The organism is Ructibacterium gallinarum (assembly GCF_014982785.1).
Classification (GTDB): Bacteria; Bacillota; Clostridia; order Monoglobales; family Monoglobaceae; genus Ructibacterium; species Ructibacterium gallinarum.
Map to the genome: position 1 here is coordinate 152,002 of NZ_JADCKB010000001.1, position 19,302 is coordinate 171,303.

Genomic DNA, 19,302 nt, shown 5'->3' on the forward strand with positions numbered 1-19,302 from the left:
TCCTAATCATGCACCGATTCAGCCAGCGGCTTTAAGCCATCCTGGCTATCCCAAAAATAAACCTCCACTACCGTATTCTGCGGCAGTTCTTTGGGAACCGCAAGAGATACGGTAACTTTCTTTGTTGCCTGCGGTTCCAGCGTAACCGGCTTTGATGAAAGTGCCAGCAAAAGATCCTCTGCCTTGAGGTGAACCCATATTTCTCCGCTGACGATCTCCTGATACTCACTGATAAGCTGTGTGCTAATCAGCGCCATATCGCCTTGCAGCTGGCTGAGATCCGCTGCTTCACCCCAAACATCGGCCACCTCCGGCGGCAGGATTTGGATCTGCTCTTCCCGCCGGAAATGGAAAATCTCACTGGTTTCTCTTCTGTCTATGCAGGCAGATAAGTTGACTGCCTCTACCTGCCAGTAAAAATCACCGGTTTCGCCGCCCGGCAAGATAAACCGTGTATCTCGGCCATACCAATTAACCGTTTGGTCAATCAGCGGATCTGACATATCCGCATTGCGTGAAACACGGATTCGGTACTCGTCCGCACTCCGTGCCGGCGCCCAAACCAACTCGGTGTCCTCTGTGCCAAGCACAGCTCCGTTTTGCGGATACATGGGCCGGGATTTTAATTCTCCGCGGCCGGCTTTGTTGATAAACCCCATAGAATCCATGGGAAGTGCACCGGCTTTTTCCACTGCCGGGGATCCCGCCTTCAAAGAATAGTGCAAACCGTTTTCGCTTTCCTGTACGCCGGCTGAGGTTTTGCTGTAGGTTTCATAATCCCCTTCATGCTGTACCGCCTCGGTATCCTGCACTTTATCCCGGCTGTCATGCCAAAACAAAACATAAACCATCGCATTATTCCCTGCATAGGATCGCCACGGCCGTCCCATATCATACTGCCGATACTCGTCATAATGCTTCTGAAATGTACCGTCACCGCTGTAGGCCACATGCCGGCTCATGCCATCACACAATATCTTTAAACCAGGATATTTTTCATACCATACGGCTGTGTCTGTCTGCGCATTTTGAAGCCGTGCCTGCATTTCTTCATAAACCTGTCCTCCCGGCAGAGTAAAGGCAGAGGCCCACTGACCAAACGACATGCGTTGGTCAAAGGTATACCCCATCTTACAATCCACAATTACATTATTCCGAAAACTCAGGTCATGCCCGCCGCCAAGCAACGCACCGCGGCTGCACCGGGATATCAGATTATGATGCACCGATATACCGCTTTGGCCATCATCGATATAAATGCCCTGATTATCCACATAACCATCTTTGGAAAAGGGGGTCTGTACCGGCTTCTGCGGCAAATCGTGAATATAATTATACTGAATTTCTGTTCCCAAGTCCACCCAGCTTCTTCCGGAATATATGGCGCCCGCATCCAGCGCCTCTAACACCACGTGATGAATCTCATTTTTTTCAATCTTATGATCATTTCCCGTAAAACGAATTCCCGACTGCGTGCACTGATGAATCAAATTATTTCGAACCACATTTCCCGTGCCTTCTATACATACCGCTCCGGAGGCGGTGCGGAAAGTTTTTAACACATTGGAAATTTCACAATCTTCCATACAGTTGTTTTGATGTTCCAAACTATACTTATAGTCCATGCCGTAAATACCAACACCATTGCCTCCGATAAAGGAGATGTCAGAGCTTTTGAGGGTATTGTCTGTTCCGCCCAGAATTTCTACGCCTCTCTTTCCGGCATGTCGAATATCACACGCAAGAAGGGTCACATGACTGCTGTCCTCTATCAGCACCCCATTTTCACGATTACCCCGCACAGAGACATTTTTAAGGGTTACGTTTTGCGCGTCGCAGAACCATACTGCCGCACCGGTATCCACTGCCAACTCCACATTGCTCATATCCCCCATGGGATAATAATACAATATCAGGGTTTCAATATCAAGATACCATTCTCCGGGACTGTCCAGTTCCTCCAGAAGATTGCAGACAAAAAATGGTTTATCCCCCTCTGTCAAATCATGCATATAATCGTTTCTTGGCAGCAGCTGTATTTGATTGTCCAAGATGTTTTTAACATAAAACTGGTCAAAAGCATACATATAAGACCAATACCCGCCTGCAATCAGTTCTCCTTTTTTCGCAGCGGCTTTCCAGCGCTGCTCCATATCCACTCCATCAAAGGAAAATGCCGCTTCTCTGCTCTGTCCGCCTACCTTCACCGGCGCTGCCCAGGCAAATTCATTGCCGTTTGGGTATCTGGCCAGGGTACAAGGTGCATCTTCCTCTGTGAGGATATAATAACTCTTTCCCGAATACGCTCCCGATCCTATATCAATGGGATAAGGAAGCACCCCAGATGCAAACAGTCCGCTGACATCTGCCTGATACACCCTGCTTTTGACCGTCTGTCCAATACGGGAATCCTGTGCCGGCACAAAAGCTTCTCTTGGCACCTGCACCGTGTCTGCAAAAGTGACCTCGCCGTCTCCAAAGGGCCGAATCACCGTTCCATGCAAATCTCCGGTAATATATTGCTGTCCCCGGTAGACACCACCGTGCAAATAAATGACAGGCGAAATGCCATACTGGGAAAACAAACTGCTCTGTGCTAGTTCAGCCGCCTTGGTAAGACTTAAAACCGGTGCGGAGGGATATCCCATCCCTCCCGCATCGGTACCGCTTGGGGAAGCATAGACACCAAACAGCCGAATCAGCACCGGATCATAACTACTGCGGCAGCTTCCGCCTATGACCACGTACCGGTAATCCCAGGAGGTATAGTACTCCACATCCAGCCAGAAAAAAAGCAAAACATTAACCTGCACTCTCCCGTTTTTCACCTGTACGGGCGTCCGTATGCTCACGGTTCCGCCGTCCACCAGCACCTGATCACTCCCTGCACTGCCGCTTGCTTCACAACCCGCCAAGTGCAGACTGAACCGCTCTCCGTCAAAGGAACAGGAACCGCCCAGCGCCCCGGCGGCAGTCTGAAGATCTACTGTCACTTCGCCGTTTTGAAAGGACGGCGGCGCATCGTATTCCTGTATCTGCCCGCCGGAAAGGTATATCATGCTGTTTTCTGCCATAATCACTGCGTTTTCCAGCAGGGCGGCAATCGAATTATCCTCTTCCGCTCTTACCGGAATGCACATCAAAGCAAAAACCAGTATTGTACACCACGCACAAATTTTCCTTTTCACAGCGGTTCTCCCTCCTTAGCTGATTTCGACCACCTTTCGGTCCGTAATGGGACATCCGTTTTCCATAGATTCCCAAACAAAAATCCGAACTTCGTACTTGCTGCTGTCTGCTTCCGGCATCTTTAAGGTCTGGGACACGCTTTCTGTGGCGCCGGAGGCCAAAACGCCTTCCACCACTTTCATATCCGCCATCGCATTGCCATCCTTTTGATACAGGCATACCACACAGGCATACTCTTTTTCTCCTGCCGGAACCTTGGTATTTTTCAGTTTCACTCTGACCGTTACCTCGCTGTTTACCGCAATAGCCGTACCTTCTGTTGCATACACAATATCCGGGCTCATGGTAGTAAATGAAATCTGCACCGGTTTCTGCATGGGCTTGATTTCCGCATCGGAAGAAGCTACGCCGCTGATTTCCAGTACATATTCCGTGCCCAGTTCCAACTCCTCCAAAACCGTAATTCTGGCCTTTTTGCTGCTGCCTTCTACGCCGGTCACCGCATAGGCTCCCGACGGCACCGGACTGCCGTCTGCTTTTTTCATTAACTTAAATTTCTCACTGTTTAAGTCTTTTGCCGCAACATCACTGCTGAATTCCACATCAAACTGCGGCGTCAAAGAGGTTCTTTCCGGCTCGGTCAGGCTATTGCCTGTCACCCTCATCTCCTCTTTGTTTTCCACACTGACTTTTACATAATCGACGGTTACGTCAAAATCTTTTTCCAATGTACTCTGCGCCTTATCTCCGCCAAAAGATAAGTAATTAATGCTCTTGATGGCGTCCTTATTGCCATAGGTATAATAGGTGCCTTTGGATTCGCCATTGACAAACACCTCAAAGGCCGCCGCTTTCATATCTACCCTGTACTGAATGGTAGTATATTCATTTTCTTTTAACGTTCCAAATGTTCCAAAAAGCCATGAAAGAGGGGTTTCGCACGCCGTTAAAGCGCCGCCGCTGGCTTTCAAATACACATGGAAAGAATAATTCTTCTCTTCTCCCGTTTCGGTTACCGCTTTGCCGCCCAGCAAACCAAATACCCACTCTTTGGGAAATCCGGTCGCCTTCACCCGATACTCAATGGTATAGATATCGCCTTCTGCCATCTCCGGGAAATTGATTCTGGAATACGGAACCTGGCTGCTGCTCCCAGTTGGAAAATGAATCAGCAAGTTGCCGTCTTGCGGCGTCGCAGTAACCAATCCTTGCGGCTGTGCGCTGTAACTTCCTTCTGCGGGAGTAAAGGTACTGTTGGTCCATTCCGTTGGAAGCTCTTCCTCCGGTAACTCATCCATCGATGTAATCTTAATATAATCAACAATAATACTGTACTCGCCGGTGATATCCTTGGGGGCTTTGCCGCCAAATGTCAAATAATCCGTGATCCGGGTGATTGGATTGGTCTGCTGATACTGGTAATAGGTGCCCATATTGATACCGTCTGCCCAAACAGTAACACGATCCACGTCCATATCAACCAAATATTTTATGGTTACAAACTGCGCAGGATCCCCGATCTTTCCATAATTGCTGGTCCAATCTGCCGCTTTTTGGCACGCCGCCAAACTACCGTCTTTGCTCAGATAATGATGGAAGGTCCCGGCGCCTCCTGTGGTTTCGGTCCCAAAGGAACCAAACAGCATGGTATCCTGCGGATTTTCTGCTTTGGCACGAAATTCGATTTCATAGTATTTCCCTGCCTGTATCTCACTGAATCCCATGGCCGCACGTGCCCAGATTCCTGTGCCCATTCCGGCTTCCGGAGTAAAGCGGAATTTTAAATTCTGCTCCGTATCGGTCTCCACAATGCAATACTGACCCTGATAGGCCGCTTCACCATCGGCTGTGGTGAAATTGGTCTTTTCCCATGTTCTGGGCTTGTCTGACCCTGGGTCTTCTGGTTTGGTATCAGAAGATTTTACCCGAATGTAGTCTATGGTTACAACAGTGTCCCCATTTAACTTTTTGGGCGGCTGTGTCCCAAAATTTAAATAGCTGCTGATGGTATCCCAGGCATTGCTCACCTGATTTGCATAAAACGTCCCTTGTTTTATGTCATTGACCCAAACTTCCACAGACGCATTCTTTTTGTCAACAACATAGCGTATTTTGGAAAATTCTCCTATGGAAATTTTGCCGCCGTATTGTGATACCCATTCCGAAACCGATATACAGGCAGAAAGCTTTCCGTCAGCACCGACATAATGATGAAAGGTTCCTTTTTGCCCGCCTTCTGCTGTTAAACCCAAACCACCAAGCAAAAAGTTATCCGCTGGATTTTCCACCTTGACCTGATATTCAATATCATAATAGTTTTTGGATTCTACTTTATCAACGCCAAGAGGTGCATGGGCCCATATTCCTGTATCCATTGGCTCGTCTGCCTTTGCCTTGAACGTAAAGCGCAGATTATGATCTCCATCTGTATCCACCATACAATACTGACCCTGATAAGCCGCTTCTCCGTCCCCTGCCGTAAAGTCTATCTGTTCCCATACATCAGACAACGGCTCTCCCGGTTTGGCATCAGAGGATTTTACGCTCACATAATCAAGCGTTATGCTGAATCCCCCCGCCGGAAAATCCTGCGGCTTGACTTCTCCAAAGGTCATATATTCCGTCAGGCTCTTCACCGGATCTGTTACGCCGTTGATCGCATAACTTCCCATGTCTGTCCCGTCAAGGAAAATATTTACCGATGCATTTTCCATGTCCACCACATATTTGACCGTGAAATACCGGCTCAAATCATTGACCTTTCCGTACGTTGTTGTCCACTCCTGCTGCGTCTTGCAGGCCAGCACACTTCCGTCCGCATTCATGTAATGATGAAAGGTAAAGGACGCATCCTTTTCTGTCTTTCCGAAAATCGCCCCAAACAAAGTATTATTCGGACAGTTTTCTGCCTTGACTCGGTATTCAATCTCATAAAACTTGCCCGGCGCTACCTGTGATATTTTCAGCGGTGCACGAGCCCAGATTCCCCATGGCTCATTGGCACCCTCCTGGGCCTCAAACCGAAACCGCAGATTATTTTCCTCATCAAGTTCAATAAACGCATATTGATTCTGATAAGCCGCTTCTGCATCCTCTACGCTGAAGCTGTCCATCCGCCATTCATTGGTTGGTTCTGCCGATACCGGCACCACTAAGGTTCCGGTAATCAGCGTTAGCGCCAATAATAACATACAAATTCTTCTCATCTTCTCCTTCCTTTCTGTGCCTGATATTATGATTTTTTAGTGATCAATCCATCTATCTGCACACGATATCCTGAAGCCGCATCATTCTTCTCGCCAAGCACTTCTACTACCGCGGTATGCGGTCCGTCCGTAAGCTCAAAGGTGCTGAACGGAAGTACTTTCTGTGAATTGATTCCTGTATAATACTGATCCAGTATTGCCTTCTGCTCACCGTCAATGCTCACTTTTATTTTTCCGTATTTGGTTCCCAATCTTGCTTCAAAAGCAAAGATAGGACCTTCAAAACTTAGCGTCAGTTTTGCGCCCTTTTCATCAGAATAAAGGGATGTCCCCTCTGCCGTCCAGGTTCCGGTCTTCTCCGCCTTTTCCGGCAAAATTCTCTGACCCATATACGGATAATAATTCTGCATCAGCGGATTTTCCTGAGAAACAGGCAGTTTCAGATATTTTTCCGGCTGATTCAGGCAGTTTTCTACCAAAGCCGCATAAAGCGCATGTCCACTGTCGTTGGGGTGTACGTCATCTGCCCAGTAATTACTGAATGAAATTTCTCCGGTCAGGCATCTCTCCTGCACCATACTTTGTAGATCAATGGAAGGGATACCATAATAGTCCGCAACCTGCTGATGCACCTTGGCACAAGCATCAAACTGCCGGGATGCCGTATACACAAAGATGATATAGGGCGTTTTGGGAAGGGCAAGCAGATTTCTTACAATTCCTTCCATCTGCTGTTTCACCTTGCCCGGAGAAGCATATCGGTCATTTACCGCAAATTCCACAAATACCACATCCGGATCTTTCACTGCCACATCATCATACAGCCGCAGCAAACCATAATCCGAACCAGTTCCGCCAACGCCTGCGTTAAAATTCTGCACATTGGATGCAGGAAATGCTTCTGTAAACAGCTTGGAGGTTATTCCCGCCCAACTCTTGTTTTGCGTATCCGTAGATGCGGCGCCTTCCGTAATGGATCCGCCAAGGTACACAACATTGATGTTTTCTTTTTCTTTCAGTCCCGCAAAATCCGCAAGCTTGGTGCCTGCTCCAAAACCAGCCGTATCTGCCTGAACTGCCGGCTTCATGCTCTCCAAACTTCCCTGCCAGAGCATTGCCTTTGCATACCATCCCTTTTTGGCGCCGGAAACATCGCAGGCCAACGCATCAAACACTCTGACCGTTCCTGCACCAGCCGGGACTTTTGCGCTTTCCAAAGCCGTTTGGACTAATGCACCGGTATCGGAATAAAGCGCAATGACTGCCGTCAGCAGATATTCCTGCCAGCTGTTATTGGTCACAACCGCTCTGACCCCGACATTCTGCTGTCCTTCCAAATCGAGCAGCTTTAGCCCCTGCGCATCACAAAGATAAAAACTGTCTACAGACGCTTCTCCTTCCGGCGGCTGAGGATCTGCCGGTTTTTCCGCAGAAGAAGCAATTTTGACATAGTCTATGGTGATGCTGTAATCACTGCTGAGAGAATTGGGGCCCTTTTCTCCAAAGGTGAGATAATTGGTAAATTTGGTGATGGCAGAGGTATTCTGATACATATAAAAAGTTCCCATTCGTATCTGGTTGATCCAGATTTCTACTGTACCGCTTTGTGTATCTACCACATACCGCACGGTTCCAAAGGTTCCCGGTGAAATTATGCCGCCGTATTTTTCTGTCCAGCTGCTGGCCTGTTTACAGGCCGCCAGGCTGCCGTCAGAATTCATATAGTGATGGAAGGTTCCCGCTCCGCTTGCTGTGGTGACCGGCAATGCCCCAAACAGCAGCGTATCCGGCGGATTTTCCACCTTGGCTCTATATTCAATCTCATAATACCGCTCCTGTGCAATTTCATTGACACCGGTAAAAACTCTGCCCCAAATGCCTGTGCTTTGTCCCTGATCTGCCTTAAACCGGAAGACCAAGTTATTTTCCGCATCGGTTTCGACAAACGCATACTGCCATTTATAGGCCGCATCGCCGTCTTCCGTTGTAAAATCGGTCTTTTCCCACGTATGGGGCAGGGGCTTTTGATCCATAGACTCCAATCTGATATAATCGATCGTAATGCTGTAATCCCCGTTGATCTGCTGTGGTTTTTTTCCGCCGAAACTTAAATAGTCGCTGATGCTGACCAAGGGGGTGGAAACCTGATACAGATAATAGGTTCCCTGCTTGCTTCCGTCAATGGAAATATCAACCGTGGAATTTTTCATGTCAACCAAATATTGTATCATGACAAATTCTTCTGGATTTTCAATTTTCCCGTAATTGCTGGTCCATTGCTCCTTCGCTTTGCAGGCCGCTACTGCACCGTCAGAATTCATATAATGATGGAAGGTAGCCGCCCCGCCTTCTGCCTGGCTTCCAAATGTTCCATACAGCATGGTATCCTGCGGATTTTCTGTCTTGACACGAAATTCTATGGTATAATAATCCCCCGAGGCGATCTCTCCCATTCCAATATTGGCCCGTGCCCAAATATCACTTGACACCGTGCTGTCCTTGTCCGCCTTAAACCGGAATTTCAGGTTATTCTCCTCGTCCGTTTCCACAAAGGCATACTGATTTTGATAGGCCGCCGAGCCATCTTCTGCGGTAAAACTGGTTTTTTCCCAAACCCTTGGTTTTTCCGGTTCGGGCTCTTCCGGCTTGGTATCAGAGGATTTTACGCTCACATAATCAAGCGTTATGCTGAATCCCCCCGCCGGAAAATCCTGCGGCTTGACTTCTCCAAAGGTCATATATTCCGTCAGGCTCTTCACCGGATCTGTGACGCCATTGATCGCATAGCTTCCCATATCCGTCCCGTCAAGGAATATATTTACCGACGCATTTTCCATATCCACCACATATTTGACGGTAAAATACCGACTCAAATCACTGACCTTTCCGTACGTTGTTGTCCACTCCTGCGGCGTCTTGCAGGCCAGCAAACTTCCGTCCGCATTCATGTAATGATGAAAAGTAAAGGACGCATCCTTTTCTGTCTTTCCGAAAATCGCCCCAAACAAGGTATTGTTCGGACAGTTTTCCGCTTTTACCCGATATTCGATCTCATAAAACTTGCCCGGCGTTACCTGAGAAATCTTCAGCGGCGCACGTGCCCAGATCCCCCACGATTCACTGGCTCCCGCCTGGGCCTCAAACCGAAACCGCAGGTTGTTCTCCTCATCCAGTTCTATAAACGCATATTGATTCTGATAAGCCGCTTCTGCGTCCTCTACGCTGAAGCTATCCATTCGCCATTCATTGGTCGGCTCTGCCGATACCGGCACGGTTTCCCAAAAAGTCATACAAAATACAATCAAACAAACTGCTGCTGTAATCCGATTTTTTATTTTCATTCTGATACCCTCTTTCTGATATCTATTTTTGCGGTATTACTTTTTGTTTTTGACCCATTCATCAATCTGACGCTGTACTTCCTGAAGCACCTTTTCCTGCCCCGCATCATAAAGCTTTTTCAACATTTCATTATAAGTCGCTTCGCTTGCATCACTGCCGTTGCTGACCGCCTTATATTCCTTTGAAACGGTTGCAATCTGCGAAAGCTCTGTCTTAATTGGCTCGGTGTCCAAAATAAATCCGGCAAGCGGCGAAACCTTTGCCTCGTCATTCATTTTTTTAGTCTGCTCCCAAACATCGGCATCCTGGCCTTCCATACAAAAGGCGTTAAACTGATTTCCAAACATCCATGCCACATTGGGTTGATAACCGCTGTCCGGCGTTAACCGAATATGGTCTTCATCCACCCAGGTATAATGTTTTCCTTCTAACCCAAAACAAAGCATATTATAAAGCTCTTTATTGGTATTGACTTCCTGTATAATTTGAAGTGCTTGCGTTGGATATTTACTGGTACGTCCAATCGCTGTCATGGTGGTAATTCCGGCATTGGCAATCAAATACGGCTCCTCAATGGGAATAATAATGCTGTCCTTGCCATATTTCAGTTTGATTTCCGATTCCGCTCCGGGCTTGATCCTGGCTTGATATACACCGTATTTTCCCGCTTTTAGATCCGTTTCGTTCTCCAGCACACTATTGACATCTTCGCGGATATATCCCTTTTGATACCAATCTCCCAGCGTTTTTACCCCCTCTTTATATTCCGGAGTTTCCACCAGGATCTCTGCTTTGTAATCCGTAGAATCCTTGCGGATGACCACGCCGGTCTGCGGGATAACTTCTTCATACACCGGAGAGGAAAACATGCTGGCTGTCCATTCCACGCAATACGGAATCAAACCCGGTTCCTTATCTTTTAAGATTTTTAGGTAAGGTTCTATGTCCTGCACTTTTTTTACTGTGCTGAAATCAAACTGATACTTGTCTGCGTAATCCTTAAAAACAATTAGTCCCAGCTGATTAAACAACACTTGAATATTGGGTATTGCATAGAGCTTTCCATCTACTTTGACTGCATCATACAGATAATCCGGAATGCTTTCCTTCAGCTTGGGCGCCTCTGTTTCCAGCATATCATCCAGCTGCAAAAAAGCCCCCTTCTGTGCATTCTGGATATACTTGTTGGTCCAGTCCGCAGTAAAGCACAAATCTACTTCTTTACCAGACGCCAGCATCATGGTCATTTTATCGTTATAGGATCCCGCATCAATAAACTGCAAGTCCAGCCGCGCCCCAACATTTTTCTCTAAAATCTTATTGACCTCATCAACTACTGTTTGTTTGTCACTTTGGTTTTCCTGTGCCAAATACCAAGTCAGGGTAGGCACACCGGCATTTGCGGACTCCTCTGTTTTGCCCCCGCAGCCTACCAATCCCCCCAATGCCATAGCTGCTCCCATCATTACCGCTAACGTTCTTTTCCAAGTTTTCATGTTCTCTCCTCCTTATATATGAGATTTTAATTTTTTCTGTTTTTAACCTTTGACAGATCCAACGGTCAGACCTCTTACAAAATACTTTTGGAAAAACGGGAAAACCAAAAGCATCGGCCCGGCCGCAATCACCGCCATTGCCATACGAACCGTCTCAGACGGCATTTCCGATACACTGATACCATTTGCTGACATACTTCCTTGCTGCTGTAACAGCTGAATATTCATCAAAATTCGCTGCAGCAGATACTGAAGGGTCAGCAGTTTTTCATCATTGATATAAAGCATGGCGGTAAACCAGTCATTCCACCGAATTAGCGCCCCCAGCAGCGCCACCGTGGCCAGTACAGGCTTGGAAAGAGGCAGAATCATGGTGAAAAAAATACGGTATTCACTGGCACCGTCCAAAAGCGCCGACTCAATTAATTCAACAGGAATACCCGCAAAAAAAGTGCGAAGCAGAAATACATGCCATACATTGATCAGCCCCGGAAGAATAAAAACCCATATGGTATCGTTAAGATGCAAATACTGAGTAATCAAAATATAGCTTGGAACCATTCCCCCGGCAAACAACATAGTGAAAAATAAATAAAAAGAAATAAAACGTCTTCCCTCCATATCCCGCTTGGACAGCGGATATGCCACCATTGCCATTAAAATTACACTGAGAAAGGTTCCCACTACTGTTGTAAATGTAGTTACCTTGTACGCATCAATGATACTCTGCGGATTTTTAAACACAAAACGATATGCTGACAAATCAAAATGCTTAGGAATCAGCTTATACCCCTCCAAGGCAACATCCTTTTCATTAGAAAAGGAAATAGCCACAATCAGCAAAAAAGGATACAGCACAAGGATACAAAGCAGAATAAATATCAAATGAAACAGCAGTTCTGTATTAAAAAATTTTTTTCTTTTTTTCATGATCCGCCGCCTCCTTAAAACAATGCGTTATCCGGTTCGATCCGGTTTACAATATAGTTGGTCAGCAGCACCAGAACAAACCCGACGATCGACTGCAAAAAGCCTACCGCTGTTGACATGGGAATATCGCCTATGCTTCGCATAACCCGATAAATATATGTATCCATCACATCTGTGGTAGAATACAGCGCTCCCACATCACGGGTCAGCTGGTAAAACAGGCCAAAGTCCGCACGGAAGATATTTCCAATGGACAAAATTGTTAAAATGGTCATCAAAGGTACCAGCGAGGGTATGGTAATATACCGTGTCACCTGCCATTTATTTGCCCCGTCTATTTCCGCCGCTTCAAAATAAGAATGGTCAATCCCCATAAGTGCGGCATAATACATCACACAGTTAATGCCCATATTCTTCCATGTATTTGCAATGGTAAGAATGGCCGGCCAATACACTGGTTCTCCATACCAATCCACCTTATTTAGGCCAAACATCTGCAGCATGGAATTGATCGTTCCATAAGCTGGATTCAACATGGCATATGTCATATAACCTACAATAACCCACGAGAGATAATACGGAATAATCAAAATGGTTTGATATGTTTTTACAAAGATCCGGCGCTTTACATCATAAAGCATAATTGCCAGTGCCACTGCCACAATCAATCCTACTATAATAAACAGCGCATTTAATACAATGGTGTTTCTTGCAATGCGGAAAAAATCATTAGAACGTAATACAAAATTAAAATTTTTCATTCCAACCCAGGAACTGCCGAAAATTCCAAGGTCATAACGATAATCTTTAAATGCCAACACCAAGCCCCCCATAGGCAAATACTGAAATACAAAAACCAGCAGCATGGGGATAGTACACATGGATAATAACTGAAGCTTGTTTTTATGCCACCGCCTGCGCCTTCGTCGTTCTTTTTTCTTTGTCACAGGCATTTTTTTCATTGTTGCACTGTCCACAATTTTTCACCCCCATAAAAATTACTCTTTGTATCATTATACCATCAGTCTTGGGAGAAAAACATTCACGATATTCTACTTTTCATTCATCTTTTTTGACTTGCCGACAATTCTAGATCTGCCCCCATACAAAAAAATTCTTGAAACTGCTGTTTTTCCCTGCGAAACCACTACAAAACCCTATTTTTCGGCATAAGAAGTTTTGTCTATGATTGCTGTTTACATTCTTCTTTATGTGTGCTATACTAAATCTGTATGCACAAAAGGAGTGAAACCATGAAAAGAGAAGATTTGAGAAATGTCGCTATTATTGCCCACGTTGACCATGGGAAGACCACCCTGGTAGACGAAATGCTCAAGCAGGGCGGTATTTACCGAGAAAACCAGGTGGTAGAAGAACGAGTCATGGACAACAACGACCTGGAACGGGAACGCGGCATTACCATACTGGCAAAAAATACTTCTGTCTATTATCATGACATTAAAATTAACATTATTGACACCCCAGGACACGCTGATTTCAGCGGTGAGGTGGAACGAATCTTAAAAATGGTCAACGGCGTTATCCTGCTGATTGACGCCGCGGAAGGTCCTATGCCACAGACACGGTTTGTGTTGCAAAAGGCACTGGAGATGCACCATAAGGTCATTATTGTGGTAAATAAAATCGACCGTCCCGACGCCCGTCTGGATGAAATTCCCGATGAAATTCTGGATCTTCTGATTGATCTTGAGGCAAGCGATGAACAGCTGGAAAGCCCTATCATTTTCTGTTCGGGCCGCAGCGGAACTGCTTCCCTCTCTCAATATGAACCGGGAAAAGATTTGACCGTACTGTTTGAAACAATCAAAAACTACATTCCCGCACCGGAAGGGGACGAAAACGGCCCCCTGCAAATGCTGGTATCTTCCATTGATTATAACGACTATGTAGGCCGAATCGCCATTGGTCGGATCGAACGGGGTGAAATTCACCAAAATCAGGAAGTGGTCATTTGCGACTATCACGAAAAACACCAGCCCTATAAATCCAAAATTGTCAACATCTATCAGATCGACGGTCTGGGCCGCACTCCGGTAACCTCCGCCAAAGTGGGAGATATTATCTGTATTTCAGGCGTGACCGATATTACCATTGGTGACACCATCACCGCACCGGATACCCCGGAGGCACTGCCATTTGTGAAAATCAGTGAGCCCACCATTGAAATGACCTTTTCGGTTAACGATAGTCCCTTTGCAGGACGGGAAGGCAAGTTTGTTACCTCACGGCAATTGCGTGCACGGCTGATGCGAGAATTATTAAAGGATGTTTCCCTGCGGGTTGAAGACGGCGAAACAACAGACAGCTTTAAGGTGGCCGGCAGAGGCGAAATGCACATTTCGATTCTGATTGAAACCATGCGCCGAGAAGGTTATGAATTTTCTGTCAGTACCCCAAAGGTGTTAATGAAGGAAATTGACGGAAAACAATGTGAGCCCATGGAACGGTTGATCATTGACGTTCCCGAAGATTCTATGGGCCCGGTCATGGAAAAAATGGGAAGCCGCAAAGGCGAGCTTCTTCAAATGGCCCCCCAGGGAAGCCGGATGCGGCTGGAATATCTCATTCCCGCCCGGGGCCTGCTGGGATACCGCAGTGAATTTTTGACTGATACCAGAGGGGAAGGTATTATGAATTCTGTCTTTGACAGCTATCAGCCTTTCAAAGGCGAAATCAACCGCCGCCACACCGGCTCGCTGGTCTCTTTTGAAACCGGCGAGGCTGTGGGCTATGGCATATTCAAAGTTCAAGACCGCGGCACCATGTTTATCTCCCCTGGAACCGCAGTGTACGAAGGTATGATTGTGGGTTATTCACCCAAAAGCGAAGATATTAATGTTAACGTCTGCAAAAAGAAACAGTTAACCAATACCCGGGCTTCCGGCAGCGATGAAGCCCTGCGGCTGACGCCGCCTCAGCAAATGAGCCTGGAGGCCTGTCTGGAGTTTCTAGCAGATGATGAATTATTAGAGGTTACGCCTCAAAACCTGCGGCTGAGAAAGCGAATTTTGAACAACCAGCTCCGCGCCAAAGCCAATGCCAGAAATAAAAATGCTTAAAAAAGGAGGTCCAAGCTGTTGGACCTCCTTTTTTATAACCGAACCGGAACCTCCCGCACCGCCCGGATGGAATCCGGCGTTACAGCACATTCCAGTGCAAATATACGAACTCCTTTTTCCGCCGCACGCCGCAGTGCCGCACCAAAAGCAAGATGGGTTTGATCATTAGGGGCAAAATACATAACATTCTCCATTTGAATGATAAAAACAGCCCACGCCTCATATCCGCACTCTATACACCGGCAAAGCGTGTTTAAATGCTTGATTCCCCGTTCCGTAGGGGCATCAGGAAACAAAGCCACACCTTCCATCTCTAAGGTTACCCCTTTGATTTCCGCAAAAATTTTCTTTTCACCCGCTTCCAGATAAAAATCCAGCCGGGAATCTATGAAGGTTTGCTCTGCCTTGATTTTTTGAAGGCCAGGAATTCCGCCGTTTTCTGCCCATTCTTCAAATACCCGGTTAGGGATCTGGCTGTCTATATTTACAAGTTTATCTCCTCGGTTCACCGCAATCAGATCAAAGGCCGTTTTCCTCCCGCCGCCAAAGGCTCTCTGCAGATACACCTCCGTGCCGGGAATCAACAATTCCCGGCACCGCCCTGTTGTCTTAACATGACAAAACTCTGTTTTACCGTCTATTTCTATATAGGCCGTAAAACGATTTGGCCGTGACAGAAACCTTCCGGACACAACTCCATCATACTGCATTAGCCACAGTTCTCCTGTGCAAACCCCAATTCCCGGGCTGTAATTGCCGCCGCGCAGCCTACCAGCTCAACACACGGCCGTTTTTTATAATAGCCTTCCGTCCGGGGCTGGGGCACGGGATCATCCGGCCCTGATGCCAACCCCAACAACTCCCTGCATACAATGGAAGGGTTCTCCTTCTTAAATTCTTCAGCCAGATGCTGGATCAAGGCATAGTGCTTCTTTTTTCCTTCCTGATCCTTGGGGCCAGTATATCCACATTTCAGTCCCGCCACCATGAACATACCGCTGACCGCGCCACAAACCTCCCGCAAACGGCCCATACCGCCGCCAAAAGATGAGGACATCATTAAAGCCGTTTTCCGGTCAAGGCCTAAATCATCGCAAAAGGTCAGTACCAGTGCCTGGGAACAGTTATAACCCTCTTTAAACAATGCCATAGCAGTTTTACGGTATTCTTCTTCAGTTTTTTTCATCATACACACTCCTTTTCAAAACAGGGACAGAACAGTTGCCCGTTCTGCCCCTCAAAACTACATAATCATGGATGCAGGCTTGTCCTCCTCTTCCACCGTCTCATAGTATTTGATCTGATCCAGACGATAAAATTCATAACCTGCACTCTTTAAATATTCAATAATGGATGGCAGCGCCTGAGCAGTACTCTTTTTTGCGGCAGCATCATGCATTAATACTACAATATGATCCTTTCCTGCCGTTTCTTTCATTCTGGCCAGCAATTGTTCGGCTGTACGGGAAGAGCTCTCCGCATCGCCATTTAAGGCATTCCAATCCACATAGTAATAGCCTTTCTCCTGAAGCAGTGTTTTATACTTCTGCTTTTCTGCCGCATGATCTCCTGCATTATAACTGCCCCCAGGGAAACGCACCAGCTTAAATGGTTCCTCTCCTGTCACTTCGCGGATCAGCCCCTCTGTTTTTTCTACCTCGCCTATAAAGCTCTCCCCCGTGGCATACAACGCCTTATAATCATGGCTATAAGTATGATTTGCCAAAAGATGTCCCTCATCATAAACACGTCTGGCAATGTCTTTGTTTTTTTCAATCATATTGCCCAGCATAAAAAAGGTTGCCTTAACATTATATTGCTTGAGCACATCTAATATTGCCGGCGTGACTGTATTTGTAGGACCATCGTCAAACGTCAGATAACAGGCCTTGCCTTCCCGTCCTGCGGCATCTTCTGCAATTTTCAGCAGATTATTTTGTTCCGAAGCTGGTGGAATCTGTGGTGCCGGCTTTGGCGTAGCTGCCGGAACTGCATCTGCCGAAGCTTCCTCCTGCTCTGTCTGCCCATTTTTCACTGAAGAAACAGAAATTCCTACTACAACCGCAATTACAGCAACCACTGCTGCACATATTATCAAAAAACGAAACCGTTTCCTGCGCAGCATCAGCTGATAACGCCGGCCGCTTTGACGGCTTATGTTACCATAAGACATTTTCCTTTCCATATGATCTCTCCTTTGTTCCTTGAAACACTTAAAAAGTTTGTTTTATCTTCGTATCTTCCTATTCATTATACCTATCTTAACCCAAAAGTCAAGTTTTTTTACACAATCTCTAAATTGTAAGCAATTTGTAATAACGTGTTGATTTATGGTCTTTTTCAGATCAAAATAAAAAAAGGCCCAGCATGCCAAAACTCGGCACGCCAAGCCACACATTATTATGCAGGTATTTTCCGACAAATCTTCAGTTGCTGTCCCGGCACAATTAAGTCCCCTTCAATATGATTCAACCGCCGCAGCTCTTCCACTGTGGTATGATACCGCTTGGCAATATTCCAAAGCGTATCCCCTTTCTGCACAAAATACAAAACAATGCATGGACAGGGTTTTTCTTCCTTTTCTTCGCATTCTTTCATATCTTCGACCAAAACTGTCCCGCCAGTTTTCAGTGATTTTACCGTTAGTCCGATTACAAACCGCAGTTCCAGGCTGTCATCTCCGCTAAGGGTATAGCTGACATGTTCCATCAATGCCCGCGCATCACACGCAGTATCGCTTCCTGCGCCTGGTACAGCAAAGCTCTGAGAAAACTCTGAATTATGATCAAAGCCGGAAATTGGGACCATTTCATCTTCCGGAAGATAAAGGACAGAAGTATGAACGGTTCCATAAGCCGTCACCTGTCCGTTTTCTGCTGTAATCCGGTCTATTCTAGCCTGAGCGTTGACATCATAAACCTGCTTAATTTTTGGAAGCATAGACGGTACTCTTGCCTGGTCCTTGTGCGAAATCTCAGCCGTGCTATTATCCAAAAGCTGCTCTAAATCATATCTTTTTTCCATAAGATCTAAACCGCCGCTTAAGGAATACGCATCGGTCACCGCCTCTGCTTCCACAATTTCACTGCCCCGGACTTGGGCGCCCAACACAATTTCTATCCCCAGTTCCCGGGCCTCACCGTCTGCATCATCTCTCACCTCATAATACATGTCCTGAACTGAATATTCTACTTCACCTTCCATACCTTCCGCCGCGCCTTCTATATCCAAAATCTCAGTAAACGGCAGGATATGCTCTGCAAACTGTATCGATTCATTTTCATCCTCTCCGGTATACAAAGCGCAAACCCGCACCTGCCCTTTGGCCACCGCCTTATTCTCCATCATACACAGCTCCGTAGATGATGGAACTGCCGTAACCTTAAGCATTTCATTGACCGGTGGCTTGCCAGCCGGTAAAGCTACCTGCTCTCTTATAATAATTCTACACTCTTTACCCTCTGTACTGCTTACAACCCGCAGCTTTTCCCGGCGCATAGCAATATTGTCTCCGTTTTCCGCACCGGTGGTCAGTGATAAAACAACCGGGCGCACCACCTTAACACCAAGCCCAGCCACACAACGCAGATTCAGTTTTCGACTGTTAATCAGCGTGTGGTCAAAGCTAACTGCTTCTGCCTCAGCCAAAAGCTGCATATCCGGCATTGCCCCGCGGCAGTCCACCGTATGTTCAAACTCCTGCGCAGCAGAAAGACTTTTTAACCGGCCAGACCCTTCTCCTTCAGGAATATAAAGCACGGTGATCCGCACAATCCCTCGAAGCAAAACCTTGTCCTGCTGCATCAGCTTTTCTGTAATACAGATATTCCCGCTAACCTCCAAAACTTTTTTGATGTCCGGCTTGATGTCCGGAACAATGACATCGCTTTCCACCATGGTCTGACTATACTTTTCTCCTACCACCTCACTGGTTTTGATATCCTGCTTCAATAATTGAATCGCCATTATGTATTACCCCATTTCGTAACAGTATAAATTCTTTGTTCATATATATGAACAAACCTTTGCATTTATGATAAAGAATTCTGTATACTACCG

11 protein-coding genes are annotated in these 19,302 nt (G+C 46.5%); 1 reads left to right on the forward strand and 10 read right to left on the reverse strand.

Annotated features, from left to right (window positions below):
* Positions 1–2: 2 nt before the first annotated feature.
* Genes INF28_RS12970 through INF28_RS00765 form a run of 6 tightly spaced genes read right to left on the reverse strand, consistent with a single transcriptional unit; the run spans position 3 to position 13,140 of the window.
* Positions 3–3,188 carry a right-handed parallel beta-helix repeat-containing protein gene (locus tag INF28_RS12970; protein ID WP_226391545.1) on the reverse strand — a complete coding sequence of 1,062 codons (3,186 nt, stop codon included), beginning with the start codon at positions 3,186–3,188 and terminating at the stop codon, positions 3–5.
* Positions 3,189–3,203: 15 nt separating this feature from the next.
* Positions 3,204–6,395, reverse strand: coding sequence for an Ig-like domain-containing protein (locus INF28_RS00745; RefSeq protein ID WP_226391546.1), 3,192 nt, complete (start codon positions 6,393–6,395; stop codon positions 3,204–3,206).
* Positions 6,396–6,421: 26 nt separating this feature from the next.
* On the reverse strand, positions 6,422–9,736 hold the full coding sequence (locus INF28_RS00750; protein ID WP_226391547.1) for an SGNH/GDSL hydrolase family protein: 3,315 nt from the start codon (positions 9,734–9,736) through the stop codon (positions 6,422–6,424).
* Positions 9,737–9,772: 36 nt separating this feature from the next.
* Positions 9,773–11,233: an ABC transporter substrate-binding protein gene (locus INF28_RS00755; protein WP_226391548.1), complete on the reverse strand. Its 1,461-nt coding sequence runs from the start codon at positions 11,231–11,233 to the stop codon at positions 9,773–9,775.
* 42 nt (positions 11,234–11,275) lie between these two features.
* A complete protein-coding gene (locus INF28_RS00760) occupies positions 11,276–12,163 on the reverse strand; it encodes a carbohydrate ABC transporter permease (RefSeq protein ID WP_226391549.1) in 888 nt (295 codons plus the stop codon).
* A gap of 14 nt (positions 12,164–12,177) precedes the next feature.
* On the reverse strand, positions 12,178–13,140 hold the full coding sequence (locus tag INF28_RS00765) for an ABC transporter permease (RefSeq protein ID WP_226391550.1): 963 nt from the start codon (positions 13,138–13,140) through the stop codon (positions 12,178–12,180).
* A 276-nt stretch (positions 13,141–13,416) separates the two neighbouring features.
* On the opposite strand from INF28_RS00765, the gene typA reads away from it, so the two are divergent.
* A complete protein-coding gene (gene typA, locus INF28_RS00770) occupies positions 13,417–15,243 on the forward strand; it encodes a translational GTPase TypA (protein ID WP_226391551.1) in 1,827 nt (608 codons plus the stop codon).
* A gap of 32 nt (positions 15,244–15,275) precedes the next feature.
* Here the strand turns inward: typA and sfsA are convergent, their stop codons facing one another.
* From sfsA to INF28_RS00790, 4 genes are all read right to left on the reverse strand, one after another.
* Complete coding sequence (gene sfsA, locus INF28_RS00775) at positions 15,276–15,953, reverse strand: DNA/RNA nuclease SfsA (RefSeq protein WP_226391552.1); 678 nt, start codon at positions 15,951–15,953, stop codon at positions 15,276–15,278.
* Positions 15,953–16,432 carry a C-GCAxxG-C-C family protein gene (locus tag INF28_RS00780; RefSeq protein ID WP_226391553.1) on the reverse strand — a complete coding sequence of 160 codons (480 nt, stop codon included), beginning with the start codon at positions 16,430–16,432 and terminating at the stop codon, positions 15,953–15,955. The genes sfsA and INF28_RS00780 overlap by 1 nt, the downstream gene beginning before the upstream one ends.
* A gap of 54 nt (positions 16,433–16,486) precedes the next feature.
* Positions 16,487–17,428 carry a polysaccharide deacetylase family protein gene (locus INF28_RS00785; RefSeq protein WP_226391554.1) on the reverse strand — a complete coding sequence of 314 codons (942 nt, stop codon included), beginning with the start codon at positions 17,426–17,428 and terminating at the stop codon, positions 16,487–16,489.
* A gap of 215 nt (positions 17,429–17,643) precedes the next feature.
* Positions 17,644–19,209 (reverse strand): DUF3794 and LysM peptidoglycan-binding domain-containing protein, encoded by a 1,566-nt coding sequence (locus INF28_RS00790; protein WP_226391555.1) that lies wholly within the window; start codon positions 19,207–19,209, stop codon positions 17,644–17,646.
* Positions 19,210–19,302: the final 93 nt, after the last annotated feature.

Coding starts and splice junctions, on each gene's coding strand:
- INF28_RS00745 (WP_226391546.1), bottom strand. CDS start 6,395: ATGAGAAGAATTTGTATGTTATTATTGGCGCTAACGCTGATTACCGGA.
- INF28_RS00750 (WP_226391547.1), bottom strand. CDS start 9,736: ATGAAAATAAAAAATCGGATTACAGCAGCAGTTTGTTTGATTGTATTT.
- INF28_RS00755 (WP_226391548.1), bottom strand. CDS start 11,233: ATGAAAACTTGGAAAAGAACGTTAGCGGTAATGATGGGAGCAGCTATG.
- INF28_RS00760 (WP_226391549.1), bottom strand. CDS start 12,163: ATGAAAAAAAGAAAAAAATTTTTTAATACAGAACTGCTGTTTCATTTG.
- typA (WP_226391551.1), top strand. CDS start 13,417: ATGAAAAGAGAAGATTTGAGAAATGTCGCTATTATTGCCCACGTTGAC.
- sfsA (WP_226391552.1), bottom strand. CDS start 15,953: ATGCAGTATGATGGAGTTGTGTCCGGAAGGTTTCTGTCACGGCCAAAT.
- INF28_RS00780 (WP_226391553.1), bottom strand. CDS start 16,432: ATGATGAAAAAAACTGAAGAAGAATACCGTAAAACTGCTATGGCATTG.
- INF28_RS00785 (WP_226391554.1), bottom strand. CDS start 17,428: ATGGAAAGGAAAATGTCTTATGGTAACATAAGCCGTCAAAGCGGCCGG.
- INF28_RS00790 (WP_226391555.1), bottom strand. CDS start 19,209: ATGGCGATTCAATTATTGAAGCAGGATATCAAAACCAGTGAGGTGGTA.